20 protein-coding genes are annotated in these 19,332 nt (G+C 71.8%); 16 read left to right on the top strand and 4 right to left on the bottom strand.

Annotation, left to right across the window (positions count from 1 at the left end; translation table 11 throughout):
• The first annotated feature begins 3 nt into the window (after nucleotides 1-3).
• The 10 genes from JOD48_RS08750 (at nucleotide 4) to JOD48_RS08795 (ending at nucleotide 9,232) form a co-directional block, all read left to right on the top strand.
• Nucleotides 4-489: a cell division protein SepF gene (locus JOD48_RS08750; RefSeq protein WP_030150500.1), complete on the top strand. Its 486-nt coding sequence runs from the start codon at nucleotides 4-6 to the stop codon at nucleotides 487-489.
• Nucleotides 490-515: 26 nt separating this feature from the next.
• Nucleotides 516-800: a YggT family protein gene (locus JOD48_RS08755; RefSeq protein ID WP_191790671.1), complete on the top strand. Its 285-nt coding sequence runs from the start codon at nucleotides 516-518 to the stop codon at nucleotides 798-800.
• 154 nt (nucleotides 801-954) lie between these two features.
• Nucleotides 955-1,611: a DivIVA domain-containing protein gene (locus JOD48_RS08760; RefSeq protein ID WP_191790672.1), complete on the top strand. Its 657-nt coding sequence runs from the start codon at nucleotides 955-957 to the stop codon at nucleotides 1,609-1,611.
• A gap of 162 nt (nucleotides 1,612-1,773) precedes the next feature.
• Complete coding sequence (locus tag JOD48_RS08765) at nucleotides 1,774-2,235, top strand: TraR/DksA family transcriptional regulator (protein ID WP_191790673.1); 462 nt, start codon at nucleotides 1,774-1,776, stop codon at nucleotides 2,233-2,235.
• A 105-nt stretch (nucleotides 2,236-2,340) separates the two neighbouring features.
• The gene (locus tag JOD48_RS08770) at nucleotides 2,341-3,093 is read left to right on the top strand and encodes a signal peptidase II (RefSeq protein ID WP_225227003.1); all 753 of its coding nucleotides are present in this window, start codon (nucleotides 2,341-2,343) and stop codon (nucleotides 3,091-3,093) included.
• Nucleotides 3,093-4,031, top strand: a complete 939-nt coding sequence (locus JOD48_RS08775; RefSeq protein WP_204808609.1) for an RluA family pseudouridine synthase — start codon at nucleotides 3,093-3,095, stop codon at nucleotides 4,029-4,031. Before JOD48_RS08770 ends, JOD48_RS08775 begins: the two co-directional genes overlap by 1 nt.
• A 43-nt stretch (nucleotides 4,032-4,074) precedes the next feature.
• On the top strand, nucleotides 4,075-4,542 hold the full coding sequence (locus JOD48_RS08780; protein ID WP_204808611.1) for a GNAT family N-acetyltransferase: 468 nt from the start codon (nucleotides 4,075-4,077) through the stop codon (nucleotides 4,540-4,542).
• A gap of 187 nt (nucleotides 4,543-4,729) precedes the next feature.
• Nucleotides 4,730-8,287, top strand: coding sequence for a DNA polymerase III subunit alpha (gene dnaE, locus JOD48_RS08785; protein ID WP_191790677.1), 3,558 nt, complete (start codon nucleotides 4,730-4,732; stop codon nucleotides 8,285-8,287).
• Entirely contained in the window at nucleotides 8,284-8,814 is a 531-nt protein-coding gene (locus tag JOD48_RS08790; RefSeq protein ID WP_191790678.1) for an NUDIX domain-containing protein, read from the top strand. The genes dnaE and JOD48_RS08790 overlap by 4 nt, the downstream gene beginning before the upstream one ends.
• Before the next feature lie 10 nt (nucleotides 8,815-8,824).
• On the top strand, nucleotides 8,825-9,232 hold the full coding sequence (locus JOD48_RS08795; RefSeq protein WP_204808613.1) for a pyridoxamine 5'-phosphate oxidase family protein: 408 nt from the start codon (nucleotides 8,825-8,827) through the stop codon (nucleotides 9,230-9,232).
• Between the two features lie 52 nt (nucleotides 9,233-9,284).
• On the opposite strand, the gene JOD48_RS08800 is transcribed toward JOD48_RS08795, so the two are convergent.
• A complete protein-coding gene (locus JOD48_RS08800) occupies nucleotides 9,285-9,512 on the bottom strand; it encodes an RNA-binding S4 domain-containing protein (RefSeq protein ID WP_191790680.1) in 228 nt (75 codons plus the stop codon).
• A gap of 94 nt (nucleotides 9,513-9,606) precedes the next feature.
• Here JOD48_RS08800 and hisD point away from each other — a divergent pair, with 94 nt between their 5' ends.
• The gene (hisD, locus tag JOD48_RS08805) at nucleotides 9,607-10,932 is read left to right on the top strand and encodes a histidinol dehydrogenase (RefSeq protein WP_191790681.1); all 1,326 of its coding nucleotides are present in this window, start codon (nucleotides 9,607-9,609) and stop codon (nucleotides 10,930-10,932) included.
• Between the two features lie 112 nt (nucleotides 10,933-11,044).
• On the opposite strand, the gene JOD48_RS08810 is transcribed toward hisD, so the two are convergent.
• From JOD48_RS08810 to JOD48_RS08820, 3 genes are all read right to left on the bottom strand, one after another.
• The gene (locus JOD48_RS08810) at nucleotides 11,045-13,339 is read right to left on the bottom strand and encodes a DEAD/DEAH box helicase (protein WP_204810488.1); all 2,295 of its coding nucleotides are present in this window, start codon (nucleotides 13,337-13,339) and stop codon (nucleotides 11,045-11,047) included.
• Nucleotides 13,340-13,730: 391 nt separating this feature from the next.
• Nucleotides 13,731-14,762 (bottom strand): alcohol dehydrogenase AdhP, encoded by a 1,032-nt coding sequence (adhP, locus tag JOD48_RS08815; RefSeq protein WP_191790682.1) that lies wholly within the window; start codon nucleotides 14,760-14,762, stop codon nucleotides 13,731-13,733.
• Nucleotides 14,763-14,953: 191 nt separating this feature from the next.
• Complete coding sequence (locus tag JOD48_RS08820; protein WP_204808615.1) at nucleotides 14,954-15,433, bottom strand: hypothetical protein; 480 nt, start codon at nucleotides 15,431-15,433, stop codon at nucleotides 14,954-14,956.
• A 155-nt stretch (nucleotides 15,434-15,588) separates the two neighbouring features.
• Here JOD48_RS08820 and JOD48_RS08825 point away from each other — a divergent pair, with 155 nt between their 5' ends.
• From JOD48_RS08825 to hisH, 5 genes are all read left to right on the top strand, one after another.
• Complete coding sequence (locus JOD48_RS08825; protein ID WP_225227005.1) at nucleotides 15,589-16,122, top strand: Rieske (2Fe-2S) protein; 534 nt, start codon at nucleotides 15,589-15,591, stop codon at nucleotides 16,120-16,122.
• Between the two features lie 199 nt (nucleotides 16,123-16,321).
• Nucleotides 16,322-17,461 (top strand): histidinol-phosphate transaminase, encoded by a 1,140-nt coding sequence (locus tag JOD48_RS08830; protein ID WP_191790744.1) that lies wholly within the window; start codon nucleotides 16,322-16,324, stop codon nucleotides 17,459-17,461.
• Nucleotides 17,458-18,057, top strand: a complete 600-nt coding sequence (hisB, locus tag JOD48_RS08835) for an imidazoleglycerol-phosphate dehydratase HisB (protein WP_191790683.1) — start codon at nucleotides 17,458-17,460, stop codon at nucleotides 18,055-18,057. Before JOD48_RS08830 ends, hisB begins: the two co-directional genes overlap by 4 nt.
• 86 nt (nucleotides 18,058-18,143) lie before the next feature.
• Complete coding sequence (locus tag JOD48_RS08840; protein WP_191790684.1) at nucleotides 18,144-18,662, top strand: hypothetical protein; 519 nt, start codon at nucleotides 18,144-18,146, stop codon at nucleotides 18,660-18,662.
• Nucleotides 18,659-19,306 carry an imidazole glycerol phosphate synthase subunit HisH gene (gene hisH, locus JOD48_RS08845; protein ID WP_191790685.1) on the top strand — a complete coding sequence of 216 codons (648 nt, stop codon included), beginning with the start codon at nucleotides 18,659-18,661 and terminating at the stop codon, nucleotides 19,304-19,306. Before JOD48_RS08840 ends, hisH begins: the two co-directional genes overlap by 4 nt.
• Nucleotides 19,307-19,332 lie beyond the last annotated feature (26 nt).

Raw genomic sequence — 19,332 nt, forward strand, 5'->3', positions numbered from 1 at the left:
GCGATGGCCGGAGCACTTCGCAAGACCATGCTTTACCTGGGCCTCGCTGATGATCGAGGCGAGGGCGACCAGGAAGAGTTCATCGACGAGTACGACGACTTGGGGGCCGACGTGCCGACCGACTACCAGGCTCAGGTGACCCCCCTGCACAGGACGGTCGCCCCACGAGAGGTACCCCAGACGAGCATGTCAGCAGCAGAGCTCCGCCGGATCACCACCGTGCACCCGCGTTCCTACAACGACGCCCGCGTCATCGGGGAGGCGTTCCGTGGTGGCACACCGGTCATCATGAACCTCTCCGACATGGACGACGCGGACGCCAAGCGTCTCGTCGACTTCTCCGCGGGGCTCATCTTCGGTCTGCACGGGGCCATCGAGCGCGTGACCAACAAGGTCTTCCTGCTCTCGCCCGAGCACGTCGAGATCACGGGCGAGGAGCAGGCGCCCGAGCCTCCGGTGAGCCGCGCCGGCTTCTTCAACCAGAGCTGACCGCGGACTCTGGCACAGTTGACCCTGTGAATTTCGTCTTCGATCTGCTGGCATTCGTCCTCGGCCTCTACCTCGTGGTGCTCATCGGACGTGTGGTGTTCGACTGGGTGCAGGTCTTCGCGCGCGACTGGCGCCCCCGCGGTGTCATGCTCGTCCTGGCGGAGGCCATCTACTCCCTGACCGACCCGCCGCTGCGCGCACTGCGCAAGGTCATCCCGCCCCTGACCCTCGGTCAGGTGCGGATCGACCTCGGGTTCATCGTGCTCTTTCTCGCAGTGTCGTTCGCTGCACAGATCCTGAGGTCTCTGTAAACACGTAGAAATCTGACATCACGGCGTTCTTGCGACCGGTGGTCCCGACGGGGCCTCGGTCGGAGTCCGCCTCCGCTGACAATCTCCGCTACTTTGGACTGTGGCGATCTCGAGATCGCCCGGACTGACGGCGCAAACGCATTGAGGTGAGACGATGGCACTGCTGACAGCAGAGGACATCCTGAACAAGAAGTTCTCCGCGACGAAGTTCCGCGAGGGCTACGACGTCGAAGAGGTCGATGACTTCCTGGACGAGGTGGTGAGGACGCTCAACTCCGTGCAGGAGGAGAACGACGACCTCAAGACCAAGCTGGCCGCAGCGGAGCGACGCGTCGCCGAGCTCAGCCGCGCCGACGCCTCGGCGCCGTCCAAGCCGGCCGTGGTCGAGACCCCGTCCGCTCCGGAGCCCGCACCCGTCGTCGCGAGCTCGGCTCCCGTCCTGGGCAAGCCGGCCGCGGAGCCCGAGTCGGCCACCGGCATGCTCCAGCTCGCCCAGAAGCTGCACGACGACTACGTGCGCTCGGGCCAGCAGGAGGGGGACCGCCTCATCGCAGAAGCGAAGGAGGAGGGCACCCGGATCGTGCAGGAGGCCGAGGAGACCTCGCACCGCACGCTCTCGCAGCTCGAGCAGGAGCGCTCGCTCCTGGAGCGCAAGATCGACGAGCTCCGCCTCTTCGAGCGGGACTACCGCACGCGTCTCAAGAGCTACCTGCAGAACCTCATGGGGGACCTCGACAACCGCGGCAGCGCTCTCCCGCCCCGCAGCGGTTCCGGCGCGGGTCGCTCGAGCGACCTCAGCGCGGGCATCTAGTCCACCTGCCACCTGGCAGACGATCACACCAGGCGTGCGGACCACAGGGTTCGCCGTCGGTCGGTCCGTGACGACGCACCACACCGGTCCATCCGGCGTGGTGCGTTGTGCGTACCGGCAGGCGGCGTCTACTCTCACCGCAACTCGAACCGGAGGGGCGACATGACCAAGCTCAGCACCGCGACGCGCGCGGTCGTACGACAGCAGTTCCCGAACCTAGCTCGCGACGTCAAGTCCTTCCCCGTGCGTGACGGCGAGGAGCCGTGGACGGTGAAGGAGGCGGAGGAGCAGGCAGCGACCCTGCTGGAGGAGCGCGAGCGCCTCGAGCGAGAGCTCACCGAGGCCGACCAGGAGCTCTCGGAGCTCCTGCGCAACTCGGGGGACGGTGCGGGTGACGACCAGGCGGACTCCGGGTCCAGCGCGCTCGAACGTGAGCAGGAGCTCACCCTCGTCAACAACATGAGGGACCTGCTCGAGCAGACCAAGCACGCGCTCGACCGCATCGCGGCCGGGACCTACGCGACGTGCGAGGCGACCGGGCTCCCGATCGGCAAGGCGCGTCTGCAGGCCTACCCGCGGGCGAACCTGTCCGTCGAGGCGAAGCAGCGCGAGGAACGTCGCTGACGCGACCGCCCTGCGTACGCGAGAAGGCCGCCGTCCCCACGGGGACGGCGGCCTTCGCCGTCCCGGATCGTGGACCAGCGGCCGGACATGGCAGACTTGCCGCCGATGCCATCGACTCCCTCTCCCCAGCAGCCCGCGCCCGCCGACCCGTCCGAGGGTGGCACCGGGGCCGTGTCCGCGGCCCCCGCCACGGACGTCCCCCCGCGCGTGACCGTCGCCCCGCGGCGCCTCGTCCTGTGGGTCGTGGTGCTCGCGGCCCTCGTGATCCTGGTCGACCAGGTCACCAAGATCTGGGCCGTCGCCGAGCTCGAGGGTCACGAGACCATCGAGCTCCTCGGCGAGTGGCTCCACCTGACGTTCATCCGCAACGAGGGGGCGGCGCTCGGGATCGGATCGGGCTACACCTGGATCCTGACGATCGTCGTCACGGTCGTGATCGTGTTCATCGTGCGCAGCATGCGCAAGATCGGGTCGCGCGGCTGGGCGGTCGCCCTCGGGCTGCTGCTCGGTGGAGCCCTGGGCAACCTCATCGACCGGATCTTCCGCGAGCCGGGCTTCGCGCAGGGGCACGTGGTGGACTTCATCGGGTACGGGGACCTGTTCATCGGGAACGTCGCGGACATCGCGGTCGTGGCGGCCGCGGTGATGATCGCGATCCTCTCGGTCCAGGGCATCGGCATCGACGGCCAGCGGCACGTGGAGGAGACGGCGGCGACCGCAGAGGCCGGGGACGACGCGTCCCCCGTCGTGGAGCACGGACCAGACGCCCCCGCGCCGGGTGCCGGGACGAGGACCGCGCCGGGCGCAGGTCCCCAGGCCTCCGGCACGACCGGGTCGACGACCGGGACGGAGTCCTGATGGGCCAGGTGCGCTCGCTCCCTGTGCCCGACGGGCTGGCCGGCGAGAGGGTCGACGCGGCCCTCGCACGCCTGCTGGGCCTGTCGCGCACGCGTGCGGCCGAGGTCGCCGCCGCGGGCGGGGTGCGCGTCGACGGTCGGGAGCTCGGCAAGTCCGACCGCCTGGTCGCCGGGGCCTGGCTCGAGGTCGAGATCCCCGACGAGCCGGAGGCGTCCACGCCGCAGGTCGTCGCCGAGCCCGTGCCGGGGATGAAGATCGTGTACGACGACGACGACGTGGTGGTCATCGACAAGCCCGTCGGCGTCGCGGCGCACCCCTCGCCCGGCTGGACGGGGCCGACGGTCGTCGGTGCCCTGGTCGCCGCGGGGTACCGCATCTCGACGTCGGGGGCCGCGGAGCGCCAGGGCATCGTGCACCGGCTCGACGTCGGCACCTCGGGTCTCATGGTGGTCGCCAAGAGCGAGCTCGCGTACTCGGTGCTCAAGCGGGCGTTCAAGGAGCGCACGGTCGAGAAGGTCTACCACGCGCTCGTCCAGGGACACCCCGAGCCGACGACGGGCACGATCGACGCGCCCATCGGGCGCCACCCGTCGGCCGACTACAAGTTCGCGGTGACGGCCGAGGGCAAGCCCTCGGTCACGCACTACGAGGTCCTCGAGATGCTCCCGGCGGCCTCGCTCGTCGAGGTGCACCTCGAGACCGGTCGCACGCACCAGATCCGCGTGCACTTCTCGGCGCTGCGCCACCCCTGCGTGGGTGACCTGACGTACGGGGCCGACCCGGTGCTGGCCAAGAAGGTCGGGCTCACGCGGCAGTGGCTGCACGCGGTGCAGCTCGGTTTCGAGCACCCGGCGACCGGGCGGTGGACGCAGGTCACGAGCGAGTACCCCGACGACCTGGCGCGTGCGCTCGAGGTCGTGCGCGGGGCGTACTCCTGACCCGGCTCGGCGGGCTCGCGGGTCCGCCGACGGAAGGACGACGATGCTGACGACCGAACGGGTCCGGACGCCCGAACAGCTCACCGAGGCGCACGCGCTGCGGCTGGCGGTCTTCGTGGACGAGCAGCAGGTCCCGCTCGCCGAGGAGATCGACGACGCCGACTTCGCGCCGACCACCACCCATGTCGTGGTCCGGGACGCGACGGGGCTCGTCGTGGGGACCGGCCGCCTGCTCTCCGACCCTGCCCACCCGGGCGAGGTGCACGTCGGACGGGTCGCGGTCGCCCGCGCCGCCCGAGGCACGGGCGCGGGCGCGACGGTCATGCGCGCGCTCGAGGAGATCGCGCTCGCCGAGCACGTGGCGGACGGCAGGGTCCGGATCGAGCTCAGCGCGCAGACGCAGGCCACAGGCTTCTACGAACGCCTCGGGTACGAGGTGTACGGGCCGGTGTACCTCGACGCGGGGATCGACCACCGGGACGCCGCGAAGACCTTGCGCCTGCGCGGCTGACGCGCAGACGCGGGCTGTCACGGGCCGCGAACGGTTCCAGCCGCCGTCCCTCGTGGGGCGACCCGTGCCCCGGGGTGCCGAGCCCGTGAGGCTCGTGGCGCCGTCGGGCGGGCATGAGAGAAGGCACACGCCGGTGTCGTCGGGCGACACGCCGGGAGGCGTCGGTGGGTCGATCTAGACTCGTCGCATGCCGTCTGCCGTCGCCCCCGGAAGCACCCAGAAGTCCGACGACTTCGTCCACCTGCACGTCCACACCGAGTACTCGATGCTGGACGGCGCCGCGCGGCTCGGAGACCTCTTCGAGGAGACCGCGCGCCTGGGGCAGAAGGCCATCGCGACCACGGACCACGGCTACATCTTCGGGGCGTTCGACTTCTGGTCCAAGGCGACCCAGGCGGGCATCAAGCCCATCATCGGCGTCGAGGCGTACGTCACGCCCGGCACGAGCCGCTTCGACCAGACGCGCGTGCGCTTCGGCGAGAAGGGCCAGGAGTCCGACGACGTCTCGGCCCGTGGCGCGTACACGCACCTGACGATGTGGGCCCGCAACAACGAGGGCTTGCACAACCTCTTCCGCGCGAGCTCGCTCGCCTCGCTCGACGGCCAGATGGGCAAGTGGCCCCGCATGGACCGCGACCTGCTCGAGCGCTACGGCAAGGGCATGATCGCGTCCTCGGGCTGCCCCTCGGGCGAGATCCAGACCAAGCTGCGGCTCGGCCAGTGGGACGCGGCCGTGCAGGCCGCCGGCGAGCTCCAGGACGTGTTCGGCAAGGAGAACTTCTACGTCGAGCTCATGGACCACGGGCTCGACATCGAACGACGTGTCATCAAGGACCTGCTGCGGCTCTCCGAGACGATCGGGGCACCGCTCGTCGCGACCAACGACCTGCACTACGTGAAGAAGGAGGACAGCCACTCCCAGGAGGCGCTGCTGTGCATCAACTCCGGCTCCACGCTCGCCGACCCGGACCGCTTCAAGTTCGACGGCGACGGGTACTACGTGAAGTCGGCAGCCGAGATGCGGCACATCTGGAAGGAGCTGCCCGAGGCCTGCGACAACACCCTGCTCATCGCCGAGCAGTGCGAGGTCAGCTTCGACACGTCCGCGAACTACATGCCCAACTACCCCTGCCCCCCGGGCGAGGACGAGACCTCCTGGTTCATCAAGGAGGTCGAGAAGGGCCTGCACTACCGCTACCCGGACGGCATCTCGGACGCCGTGCGCAAGCAGGCCGAGTACGAGACCCAGGTCATCGTGCAGATGGGCTTCCCGGGCTACTTCCTCGTCGTCGCCGACTTCATCAACTGGGCCAAGGACAACGGCATCCGCGTGGGGCCGGGGCGTGGCTCGGGTGCGGGCTCCATGGCCGCGTACGCGATGCGCATCACGGACCTCGACCCGCTCCAGCACGGCCTGATCTTCGAGCGGTTCCTCAACCCCGACCGTGTGTCCATGCCCGACTTCGACGTCGACTTCGACGAGCGTCGTCGTGGTGAGGTCATCCGCTACGTGACGGAGAAGTACGGCGAGGACCGCGTCGCCCAGATCGTCACGTACGGCACCATCAAGGCCAAGCAGGCCCTCAAGGACTCCTCGCGTCTCCTGGGCTTCCCCTTCGCGATGGGGGAGAAGCTCACCAAGGCCATGCCGCCCGCGATCATGGGCAAGGACATCTCGCTCACGGGGATCTTCAACCCCGACGACAAGCGGTACAACGAGGCCGACGAGTTCCGCCAGATCCACTCGGCGGACCCCGACGCGCAGCGCGTCGTCGAGCTCGCCAAGGGCATCGAGGGACTGAAGCGCCAGTGGGGCGTGCACGCGGCCGGCGTCATCATGTCGAGCGAGCCGCTCATCGACATCATCCCGATCATGCGCCGCCTGCAGGACGGCGCGGTCATCACGCAGTTCGACTACCCCACCTGTGAGGGCCTCGGCCTGATCAAGATGGACTTCCTGGGGTTGCGCAACCTCACGATCCTCGACGACGCGCTCGAGAACATCGTGATGAACGGCAAGGACCCGGTCGAGCTCGAGGCGCTCACGCTCGACGACCCCAAGACGTACGAGCTCCTGGGGCGCGGCGACACCCTGGGCGTGTTCCAGCTCGACGGCGGCGGCATGCGGACGCTGCTCAAGCTCATGCGCCCCGACAACTTCGAGGACATCTCGGCCGTGGGCGCTCTCTACCGCCCGGGCCCCATGGGAGCCAACTCCCACACCAACTACGCGCTGCGCAAGAACGGGATGCAGGAGGTCACTCCGATCCACCCCGAGCTCGAGGAAGCCCTCGAGGACATCCTGGGGACCACCTACGGCCTGATCGTGTACCAGGAGCAGGTCATGGCCATCGCGCAGAAGGTCGCCGGGTACTCGCTCGGCCAGGCCGACATCCTGCGCCGTGCCATGGGCAAGAAGAAGAAGTCCGAGCTGGACAAGCAGTTCGAGGGCTTCTCGAACGGCATGAAGGAGCGCGGCTTCTCCATGGCCGCGGTCAAGACGCTGTGGGACATCCTGCTGCCGTTCTCGGACTACGCGTTCAACAAGGCGCACTCCGCGGCGTACGGTGTCGTCTCCTACTGGACCGCCTACCTCAAGGCCAACTACCCGACCGAGTACATGGCCGCGCTGCTCACGAGCGTGCGCGACGACAAGGACAAGTCGGCCCTCTACCTCAACGAGTGCCGCCGCATGGGGATCACGGTCCTGCCGCCGGACGTGAACTCGTCGTCGGCCAACTTCACCGCCGTCGGGAAGGACATCCGCTTCGGCCTGACCGCGGTCCGCAACGTCGGCGCCAACGTGGTGGACGCGATCGTCGCGACCCGCGAGGAGAAGGGGACCTTCGGGTCCTTCACCGACTTCCTCGACAAGGTCCCCGCCGTGGTGTGCAACAAGCGGACCATCGAGTCGCTCATCAAGGCGGGGGCGTTCGACTCGCTCGACCACGCGCGGCGCGCGCTGCTCGTGGTGCACGAGCAGGCGGTGGACTCGGTCATCAGCGTCAAGCGCGAGGAGGCCAAGGGGCAGTTCGACCTCTTCGCCGACCTGGGCGCCGAGGATCCCGCCATGTCGTTCAGTGTCGACGTGCCCGACATCCCCGACTGGGACAAGAAGCAGCGCCTCGCGTTCGAGCGCGAGATGCTCGGCCTGTACGTGTCCGACCACCCGCTGTCGGGGCTCGAGCACGTCCTGACACGCGCGGCCGACACGTCGATCGCCGCGCTCATGGCGGACGAGGCACGCCCCGACGGCTCGACGGTCGTCATCGCCGGCCTCATCACCTCGCTCCAGCGCAAGATGAGCAAGAACGGCAACCCCTGGGCCGCGGTCACGATCGAGGACCTCGAGGGCGGGGTCGAGGTCATGTTCTTCGGCGAGACGTACCTCGCGTACTCGACGATCCTCGCCGAGGACCAGGTCGTGGTCCTGAGGGGTCGCGTGCGACGCCGTGACGAGACCATGCAGCTCCAGGCCATGGAGGTCTCGCTCCCGGACATCTCGACGGTCGCCGAGACGCCGGTGCTGGTGAGCCTGCCCGAGTCGCGCTGCACCCAGCCCGTGGTCGAGCGGCTGCGCGAGATCCTCTCGACGCACCCGGGGGTGACCGAGGTCCACCTCAAGCTCACGAGCCCTGGCCGGACCAAGGTCATGCGGCTCGAGGACACCCTGCGCGTCGAGAAGAGCCCTGCGCTGTACGGGGACCTCAAGGCGCTGCTCGGGCCGACGTGCCTCACGGTGTGACCGGAACCGAGGGCCCAGGGCCCGGGGGCGGGTACCTCCCGGCGCCGGACGGCTCCCCGGGGCGCTTCCAGGTGATCCCGGCTGCCTACGTGCTGCTGCGTCGCGGCGACGAGGTCCTGCTCCAGCTCCGGCGGAACACCGGGTACATGGACGGCCACTGGGCCGCGGCCGCGGCCGGTCACGTCGAGGAGGGCGAGAGCGTGCTGGCCGCCGCGCGGCGGGAGGCGCGCGAGGAGCTGGGGATCGACGTCGCGACGGCGGACCTCGAACCGCTCACCGTGATGCACCGCACGCGTCCCGGCGGTGGGCCGATCGAGCAACGGGTCGACTTCTTCTTCGCGAGCCGCACATGGGCCGGCGAGCCGGTCGTCGTCGAGCGGGACAAGGCCGCCGACCTGCGCTGGTTCGCGCTCTCCGCCCTGCCCACCCCCGTCGTGCCGCACGAGGCCGCGGTGCTCACCGCGCTCGCACAGGGCACCGTCCCGCCCGTCACGACCTACGGCTTCGGGCCCGGCCAGGACACGTAGACTCGCGGTCGTGATCCACCTGACCCCCGAGCAGCGCGTCTTCGTGACCGAGCGCCACCTGGCGACCCTGACCACCCTGCGGGAGGACGGCAGCCCGCACGTCGTGCCCGTGGGCTTCACCTGGGACCCCGAGACCGGGGTCGTGCGGATCACCACGAACGACACGTCGGTCAAGGCGCTCAACGCCGAGCGCCTCACGCCCGAGGGGGCTCACCCCCGGGCGGCCGTCTGCCAGGTCGAGGGCGGGCGGTGGATCACCCTCGAGGGCACCATCTCGGTCTCGCGCGACCCCGACGAGGTCGCCGAGGCCGTGCGCCGGTACACGCGGCGCTACAAGGAGCCGCGCGTCAACCCGCGCCGCGTGGTCCTGCGGATCGTCGCGGACAAGGTCATGAGCTCGAGCTACATGGCCTTCTGAGGGGTACGGGGGCGGCTGCTGGGCAGCCGGGGCGCCCGGTACCCCCCGGCGGCTAGCCGACGATCGCGCCGATCTGGCCGGTCGGTACGTCGACCGTGACGACGTCGCCCTTGCGTAGCTGGCGGCCGCGGCGCGTGTCGACCTCGCCGTTGACCTGGACCTCTCCCTCCGAGATGAGGTCGCGGGCGTGGGCGCCGGAGTCGACGAGGCTCGCGAGCTTGAGGAACTGGCCGAGGCGGATGACGTCGTCGGTGATCTCCACCGTGGGTGTCGTGGTCATGAGGACCATTCTCTCGCGTCCGGGACGTGCCGGGGACCTGCCCACCTGCTGAATGGCCTGGAGGTCGGCTCGCGGCCCGGCCTACGATGGGTCGGTGATCAATCGCATCGACCTGCGTGGTCGTTCCCTGTCTCCCCGTGAGCTCACGGAGATCCTGCCTCGTCCGGAGATCGGCGTCGAGGACGCCGCGGAGAAGGTCGCCCCGATCCTGCATGACGTCCGCCTGCACGGTGCCTCGGCGCTGCGGGACCTCTCGGAGCGGTTCGACGGCGTGCGACCGGTCCACCTGCGGGTCCCGGCGGAGCGCATGGCCCAGGCCCTCGAGACGCTCGACCCGCTCGTGCGCGACGGTCTCGAGGAGGCGATCCGCCGCGTCCGCACGGTGCACGCCGCCCAGCGCCCCCAGCCGTTCTCGGTCGACCTGGCGCCGGGAGCCCAGGTCCGCCAGCGCTGGATCCCGGTGCGTCGCGTCGGGCTCTACGTGCCCGGTGGGATCGCCGTCTACCCGTCGTCGGTCATCATGAGCGTCGTCGCGGCGCAGGAGGCCGGCGTGCGCGAGCTCGCGGTGGCCTCTCCGCCGCAGCGCGAGAACGACGGCCTGCCGCACCCCACGATCCTCGCGGCGTGCGCGCTGCTGGGCGTCGAGGAGGTGTACGCCGTCGGCGGGGCCCAGGCGATCGGGATGTTCGCGTACGGCGCCGCGGGCAGCGAGCCGCAGGACGGCGACTACCTGTGCGAGCCCGTCGACGTCATCACGGGTCCGGGGAACATCTACGTCGCGGCCGCCAAGCGGCTCGTGCGCGGTGTCGTCGGGATCGACTCCGAGGCAGGTCCCACCGAGATCGCGATCCTCGCGGACGGCGGCGCGGACCCCACGCACGTCGCGCTCGACCTCATCAGCCAGGGCGAGCACACGCCTGACGCCGCGGCCGTGCTCGTGACACCGTCGGTCGAGCTGGCAGCGGCCGTCGATGCCCGCCTCGTGGACCTCGTCCCCGAGACCAAGCACGCGGCGCGCGTGGCGCAGGCGCTGTCCGGGCCGCAGTCCGCGATCATCGTGGTCGACGACCTGGAGCAGGGTCTCGACGTCGTCGACTCGTACGGCGCCGAGCACCTCGAGGTCCAGACGGCCGACGCCGCCGCCGTGGCCGAGCGGGTGCAGAGCGCGGGCGCGATCTTCGTCGGCCCGTACTCGCCCGTCCCGCTGGGCGACTACATGGCGGGCTCCAACCACGTCCTGCCGACCGGTGGCTGCGCGCACTACTCCAGCGGGCTCGGGGTGCACAGCTTCCTGCGCGCGGTCCAGGTCGTCGAGTACTCGGCCGACGCGCTCCAGGAGCTGGCGGACCGCATCGTGGCCGTGGCCAACGACGAGGACCTGCCCGCGCACGGCGAGGCGATCAGGGCGCGCTTCCAGTAGGCGCGGCACGTCCCGAAAGAGCGGGGCGGGGACCGGAGAGCTGCTCTCCGGTCCCCGCCCCGCTCTCGTGCGTCATGGCCAGCGTCGTCAGCGTCGTCCGAGCTGTCAGGGCCTATCGCACCCCGAGCACGAACGGGTAGACCGCCGCAGCGCCTGCCTGGCGCAGCAGGCGGGCGGCGACCGTGAGGGTCCAGCCCGAGTCGGTGTAGTCGTCGACCAGGAGGATCCGGCGTCCCGCGAGACCGGCCAGCGCGGGCCCGGACAGCTCGAGCCGGAGGCGTTCGACGACCCCCGCCAGGCGCATGGCCGAGTTCACGTCGTGGCGCCCGGGCTGCTCGCGGCCCGGCACGGGACCGACAGACCCGACGAGCGGGCGGTCGAGGTAGCGCGCGAGCCCGCCCGCGAGGTGCTGGACGAGGTGAGGTCGCGTGGCCGACCGGACCGACACGACGCCGTCGAGCAGGAGCCGGCGCGCGGGAGCCGGCTCGTCGCTCGCCCCGTCCGCCGCCGACGCGGCGTCGGCCGCCCCGGCGGCATCGAGGCCGTCGCCGCTGGGTGCGGCGTAGAGCGCGTCCCACTCGTCGAGCACGCGCGCGGCCGCACGGCGCAGCGCGACGGGGGTCTCGCCGTCGGGTACGCCGGGCGCGAAGAGCTCACGCAGCGGACCCGACCAGCCCAGCCCGTCGAGGCGCGCGATGGCGCGTCCCGGGGACGCGAGCTCCTCGGGCGACAGCCGGCCCTTGAGGTCGAGCCCCAGCCGGTCGAGGCCTGTGGGCCACTGGCGGCGCGCGACGACCTCGACTCCCGGGCGGTCCATGTCTGCACGCGCGGCGGACACGGCCTCGGCGTCGGGGGCCGCGGGCAGGTCGACGCCGCCGCACCGGTCGCACCGTCCGCACCGCCAGCCGGGCTCGAGCTCGGGGTCGTCGAGCGTCGCGCGCAGGAAGGCCATGCGGCAGCCGGTCGTGGCCTCGTAGTCGATCATGGACCGCTGCTCGGCGAGCCGGGTCTGCTCGACGCGCGCGTACCGGTCGGCGTCGTAGACCCACGGCTGCCCGGTCGAGACCCAGCCGCCCTTGACCCGGCGCACCGCGCCGTCGACGTCGAGCACCTTGAGCATGGTCTCGAGGCGTGAGCGCTTGAGGTCGACCTGCGTCTCGAGGGCCGCGACCGACTGCGTGCCGCCCCCGGCCTCGAGGGCCGCGAGCGTCTCGCGGACCTGTCGCTCGGCGGGGAAGGCGAGCGAGCCGAAGTACTCCCAGATGCGCCGGTCCTCCTCGCCGGGCAGGAGCACGACGACCGCGCTGTCGACGCCACGCCCCGCACGACCGACCTGCTGGTAGTACGCGATGGGCGACGAGGGTGCCCCGAGGTGCACGACGAACGCGAGGTCCGGCTTGTCGAAGCCCATGCCGAGCGCCGAGGTCGCGATGAGCGCCTTGACCCGGTTCTCCTTGAGGTCGGCCTCGAGCTGCTCGCGCTCGGTCGTGTCCGTCTGGCCCGTGTACGCGGCCACGGCCAGCCCCGTCGCGCGGAGCTGGCTCGCGACCTGCTCGGCGGCCGAGACCGTCAGGCAGTAGACGATCCCCGAGCCGTCGACGTCCTGGAGCGTCTCGGCGAGCCACGCGATGCGGCTCGGCTGGTCGGGCAGGTTCAGCACGGCCAGGTGCAGCGACTCGCGGTCGAGGCCGCCGCGCAGCACGAGCACGTCCTCGCGCGGGGCTCCGGGCGCACCGGCGACGGCGCCCGGGGCTCCCGCCCCGACCGACGCCCCCGTGACCCCGAGCTGCTCCGCGACGTCGGCGGTCACGCGCTCGTTCGCGGTCGCGGTCGTCGCCAGCACGGGGATGCCCGGGGGCAGGTCCGCGAGCAGGGTGCGGATGCGGCGGTAGTCGGGCCGGAAGTCGTGGCCCCAGTCGGAGATGCAGTGCGCCTCGTCGATCACGACGAGGCCCGCGTCGGCCGCGAGCCGGGGGAGCACCTCGTCGCGGAAGCCGGGGTTGTTGAGCCGCTCGGGCGAGCAGAGCAGCACGTCGACCTCGCCCGCGGCGATCGCGGCGTGCACCTCGTCCCACTCGGTCATGTTCGAGGAGTTGATGGTCACGGCACGGATCCCGGCGCGGGCCGCGGCCGAGATCTGGTCGCGCATCAGGGCGAGCAGCGGCGAGACGATGACCGTGGGACCCGCGCCGCGCGAGCGCAGCAGCGAGGTCGCGACGAAGTAGACCGCGGACTTTCCCCAGCCGGTGCGCTGGACCACGAGCGCCCGACGGCGGAACGCGACCAGGGCCTCGATCGCGAGCCACTGGTCGTCGCGCAGCGCGGCGTCGTCGCGGCCCACGAGCTTGCGGAGCGCGGCCTCGGCCTCCTCGCGCAGGTCCTTGCCCTCGAGGAGCCCGCGCAGCATGGCGACCTTGGCGAGCCGCGCGGCGTCGGCGGCCGAGGCAGCGTCGGCCGGGGTGTCGGTCGCCGTGTCGGCCTGGGCAGGCGCCGGGGCCGGTGCCCCGCCGGGGGCGGCGGCGCGACGCACCGCGGGTCCCGCGTCGTCGGGGACCGGGGGCTCGTCGTAGAGGTCGGCGGGTGGCTCCGACGCGAAGTCGGGCGGGAGGTCGGCGTACGGGTCGTGCGGGTCACGGGGGAACGAGGTCACCCAGCGATCGTAGGCGCTGGGTGGGACAGCGCGCGGTCGTGCACAGGTCGGGCCCGGTGCGTCCGACGGGAGTCCGTCGGACGCACCGGGCCCGTGTGGTCGGCGCCGTCGCCCGCCCAGGGGCGGGCACGAGCCGCTCACCGGGTGCTCAGGAGCGCATGTCCATGACGACGCGCCCGTCGATCTTGCCCTGCTCCATCTCGCTGAAGATGTCGTTGACGTCGCTCAGCGGCCGGACGGTGTAGGTCGGGGTGACCTTGCCGCGGGCGAAGAAGTCCAGGGCCTCGGCCATGTCCTTGCGGGTCCCGACGATCGAGCCGCGGACCGTGAGACCGAACAGCACGGTCGTGAAGATGTCGAGCGGGAACTTCTCCGGGGGCAGCCCCACGAGGGACACGGTGCCGCCGCGGCGCAGCGCTCCGACGGCCTGGGGGAACGCGTGCGCGTTGACAGCCGTCACGAGCGCCCCGTGCACGCCGCCCCCGGTCTTCTCCTGGATCTCGGCCGCGGCGTCGGCCGACGTGGCGGCGTTGACCGTGACCTCGGCGCCGTGCTTGCGGGCCAGGGCGAGCTTGTCGTCGTCGACGTCGACCGCGGCGACGCGGCGGCCCATCGCGACCGCGTACTGGACGGCGATGTGGCCCAGGCCGCCGATGCCGGAGACCAGGACCCACTCGCCGGGCTGGGTGTCGGTCTGCTTGAGGCCCTTGTAGACCGTGACGCCCGCGCACAGGATGGGGCCCACTGCGGAGTCGTCGACGCCGTCGGGGATGATCGGGGCGTAGCGGGAGTCCACGAGCATGTACTGACCGAACGAGCCGTCGACCGAGTAGCCGCCGTTCTTCTGGTTCGGGCAGAGGGTCTCCCAGCCGGTCTCGCAGTACTCGCACTCGCCGCACGCGCTCCAGAGCCAGGCGTTGCCGACCTTGTCGCCGACCTTCACACGTGTGACCTGGTCGCCGACGGCCACGACCGTGCCGACGCCCTCGTGGCCGGGGACGAACGGCGGGGACGGCTTGACCGGCCAGTCGCCGTGGGCGGCGTGCAGGTCGGTGTGACACACGCCGGTGTAGTCGACCTTGACGAGCGCTTCGAGGGGTCCGGGGGTGGGGACCTCGACGTCGTCGATCGTCAGGGGTGCGGCGAACGTGTGGACGACGGCTGCCTTCATGGTGCTCATGGCTCTCCTCCAGGAGCGGACACCGGGGGGTCGAGCCGTCGACTGGCGCGTCAGGCGCGACGGGACGCGCTGCGCGTCCCATGATGTCCGGCTCCTCGACCGTATCCGAGCGGGTCGGCGGGTGCGCGGTGAGTGCCGGTGAGCACGGACCGGAGGCTTGTGAAGATCATCACAAGCGATGTTCGTGCAGTTCAGGGGCCCCTCCGCGACCGCCCCGACGCCCGGCGACGTTCGACCACGAGCGCCAGCAGCGCACCGACGAGCGCGACCCACTCGGCCACCGCGGCCGTGACCTGCTGGACCCCGCCGACCGTCTCGTTCACGCTGAAGAAGCCGACGGTCGTCGACAGGTAGAACGCGCCCAGCGTCGCGACGGAGAACCCGATCGCCCCCAGCAGCGGCAACCAGTGGCGCCACACCAGGACCGCGAGCCCGAGCGCGAACCCGGCGACCGCGTTGAGCAGGAACAGCGGCCCGACGACCTCGATGTCCTGGTAGCCCTGGACGTACAGGAACAGGTGGACGTCGGCCGACAGCAGCAGCCCCGCGGCCGTCACGCCGCGCAGCAGCCACGCGCCGCGCGGGAGCGGCGGGGGCGTGGGAGGCGTGCCCGACGCCGGTGAGCGCCCGGGCGTCGAGCCGTCGGTGGGAGGTGGGCCGGACGCGTCCATGGGGTGCTCCGAGTGCTCTGGTGCAGGTGCGCTGAGCGCTCCGGCGCGCGCAGGATGCGCGCCCCGGGCGGGCCGCTCCGCGCTCGCGCGCGGCACGGGACCCGATGCTTCAATTGAAGGACCGATCGACCCGCGACGCACGGCGGAGGGTGACCATGAGGACCTCGACCACGCAGGTGACCTCGGCGCAGCCGATGCCCCACGGACAGGCGGTGGCGCCCGTGCAGGAGCCTGCGCACTCGCACGACCTCCTCACCCGACGCTCGCTCCTCGTGTCCGCAGGTACGGGCGCGGGGGCGTTGGTCCTCGCTGCCTGCTCGGGCGGCGGTGGCGGGAGCAGTGCCACCGGGACCACGGGCGAGGGCGGGGGGACGAGCGGGACTGCCGCGGCGCCGTCGGGCACCGTGGTCACCGCCACGGGCGACGTGCCCGTGGGCGGCGCGGTGTCCGTCCAGGTCGACGGCGCGCCCTACCTCGTGACCCAGCCCGAGGAGGGGACGTTCGAGGCCTTCAGTGCGATCTGCACGCACCAGGGCTGCACGGTCGCGCCGGGCGACGGCGAGCTCGACTGCCCGTGCCACGGGTCCCGCTTCGACCTGAGCACGGGCGACGTGCTCGCCGGCCCGGCGCCCTCGCCGCTCCCACGGCTCGCCGTCACGGTCAGCGGGACGGACGTCGTCACGACCTGACGCACGGGCGACGGGCGACGGACGGCCAGCGGGACGCGCGTCGCACGCAGGCTCACCGACCGCCTGCCGGACGTCCACCGCTCCCGCACGAACGGCTTCGTAGACTGTCCTGGTGACCACTCCACTCCTCGAGTCCCCGGACGGCGCACCCCAGGCGGGTGCCTCCCTCTCGCAGCCCCGCGCGCACGCCGCGTCCGAGGTGCACCTGCCGGTGCGGACCGAGCACGCGGGGATCGAGCCGTACGGGGCGCCGCAGCTCGACGTCCCCGTCCTGCTCAACGTCAACGAGAACCCCTACGCGCCCTCGGCCGAGGTCGTCGCGACCATCGCCGCCGACGTCGCCGCTGCCGCCGCGACCCTCAACCGCTACCCGGACCGCGACTTCCTGGGACTGCGCCAGGACCTCGCGGACTACCTCGCGGGGGAGTCGGGCGTGCGCGTGGCCCCCGAGCAGGTGTGGGCGGCCAACGGGTCGAACGAGATCATGCTGCACCTGCTCCAGGCCTTCGGCGGCCCGGGGCGCACCGCGCTGTCCTTCGCGCCCACCTACTCGATGTACCCCGAGTACGCGCGCGACACCTCCACGGCCTGGGTCACCGGCCGCCGCGAGGAGGACTTCACGCTCGACGCCGACGCCGCTCGTGCGGCGATCGCCGAGCACGCGCCGTCCGTGATCCTCCTGGCGAGCCCCAACAACCCGACGGGCACGGCCCTGTCGCGCGAGGTCGTCGAGGCCGTGTGCGAGGCGGCGCTCGCGGTCACGCCGCGCGGCGCCGAGCCGGGCACGTCCGCGGTCGTCGTGGTCGACGAGGCGTACGGCGAGTTCCGTCGCGCCGGGGTCCCCTCGGCCCTCGAGCTCCTCGAGCGCTACCCGAACCTCGCGGTCACCCGCACCATGTCCAAGGCGTTCGCGCTGGCCGGGGCCCGTGTGGGCTACCTCGCTGCGGCGCGCCCGCTCGTGGACGCGCTGCGCGTGGTCCGCCTGCCGTACCACCTGTCGGCCGTGACGCAGGCCGTCGCCCGCGCGGCGCTCAAGCACTCGGCGTCCCTCCTGGCCCAGGTCGACGACCTGCGGGCCGAGCGCGACGCCACCGTCGCCTGGCTGCGCGCGCAGCGTCCGGCCGTCCTGGACGGCGAGCCCTTGCAGGTCGCCGACTCCGACGCGAACTTCGTCCTGTTCGGCACGTTCCCGGACCGCCACGCGATCTGGCAGGGCCTGTTGGATCGAGGCGTCCTCATCCGGGAGACTGGACCGGACGGATGGCTGCGGGTGTCGATCGGCACGCCGCAGGAGATGACGGCGTTCAAGGACGCCCTGGTGGAGGTGGCAGGACTGTGAAGCGCACCGCGCGCATCGAGCGGGCGACGTCGGAGTCGAGCGTGCTCGTCGAGCTGGACCTCGACGGGACCGGGAAGACGGACATCTCGACGACCGTCCCGTTCTACGACCACATGCTGACGGCCCTCGGCAAGCACTCGCTCATCGACCTCACGGTCAAGGCCACGGGTGACACGCACATCGACGCGCACCACACGGTCGAGGACGTCGCGATCACGATCGGCGAGGCGCTGCGGATCGCGCTGGGCGACAAGGCCGGGATCTCACGGTTCGGCGACGCCATGGTCCCGCTCGACGAGGCGCTCGCGCTCGCGGTCGTGGACGTGTCGGGTCGCCCGTACCTCGTGCACGAGGGTGAGCCCGCGGGGCAGGAGTACCACCTGATCGGTGGCCACTTCACGGGGTCGCTCACCCGCCACGTGCTCGAGTCGATCGCGCACCACGCGGCCATCTGCATCCACGTGCGCGTGCTCTCGGGCCGCGACCCCCACCACATCGTGGAGGCGCAGTTCAAGGCGCTCGCCCGCGCGCTGCGGTTCGCCGTGGCGCCCGACGCCCGGGTCGACGGCATCCCGTCGACCAAGGGCGCCCTGTGACCTCCGAGCCGACCACCCCCGCTCAGCCCGACGGGCCTGAGCACGGCGATCACCCCCGCGACCCGCGGACGACCGAGACGGACGACATGACCACCCCGCAGAACCCCGCCGACGAGCCCGAGCTGGACCTGGAGATCCCGGACGACATCTCGAGCCTGCTCACCCCGTCCGCCGACCCCGACGTCGCTGTCCTCGTGACGCAGATCGCGGGCGCCGAGCCGCTCGCGGCGGCGTGCTCCATCGCGCAGATCGAGGTCGACGCCGTGCCCACCGGCATCGGTGCGCTCGCCGTCCTGCGCGACCTGTCGGGCGACGCCCCGCAGCGGGCGGCGGCCGCGATCTCGACGCTCGTCAAGGGCGTGCCCCTGATCCTCCTCACGCGTCGTGGCGAGCAGCTCACGGCGACCCGCTGGGAGGACGGGGTCGAGGGCGACACCCTCGCCCCCGGCCTCGTGCTCGGCGGCGCCCCCGAGGAGCTCGAGGACCTCGTGACGGGGCACGCGACCGTCACGGACCTCCCGGGCGTCGTCCCCAGCTCGGGCATCTCACGCTGGAAGGCCATGCGTCTGCTCACCGCCTCCGCCCGCAAGGCGCGCAAGAAGTGAGCGAGGGCCCCTCGGTCGTCGTCCTCGACTACGGCTTCGGCAACGTCCGCTCCGCGGTCCGCGCGCTCGAGCGGGTCGGCGCGCGCGTCGAGCTGACCGCGGACCGGGCGCGCGCGTCGGAGGCAGAGGGCCTGGTCGTGCCCGGCGTCGGCGCGTTCGCCGCGGTCATGGCGGGGCTCAAGGCCGTGCGCGGCGACCAGATCGTCGAGCGCCGCCTCGCGGGCGGTCGTCCCGTGCTCGGGATCTGCGTCGGCATGCAGGTCATGTTCGACGAGGGCGACGAGCACGGCACCCTCACCGAGGGGCTCGGCGAGTGGCCCGGCATCGTCGACCGCCTCGAGGCGCCCGTCGTCCCGCACATGGGCTGGGACACCGTCGAGGTGCCCGAGGGCTCGGTGCTGTTCGACGGGATCGCCGACGAGCGGTTCTACTTCGTGCACTCCTACGCGGCGCGCCACTTCTCGCTGGGCGTCGACGAGCCCGTGGGTGCGGCGTTCCGCGCCCCGCTCGTCACGTGGTCCGACCACGGCGGCCGGTTCGTCGCGGCCGTCGAGAACGGTCCGCTCTCCGCGACGCAGTTCCACCCGGAGAAGTCCGGCGACGCCGGTGCCCGGCTCCTGGAGAACTGGGTCCGTTCGCTCTGATACCCGTCCGGGAGGGGCTCAGGCCC

Origin of the sequence: Oerskovia paurometabola, from assembly GCF_016907365.1 — a bacterium.
Taxonomy (GTDB): domain Bacteria; phylum Actinomycetota; class Actinomycetes; order Actinomycetales; family Cellulomonadaceae; genus Oerskovia; species Oerskovia paurometabola.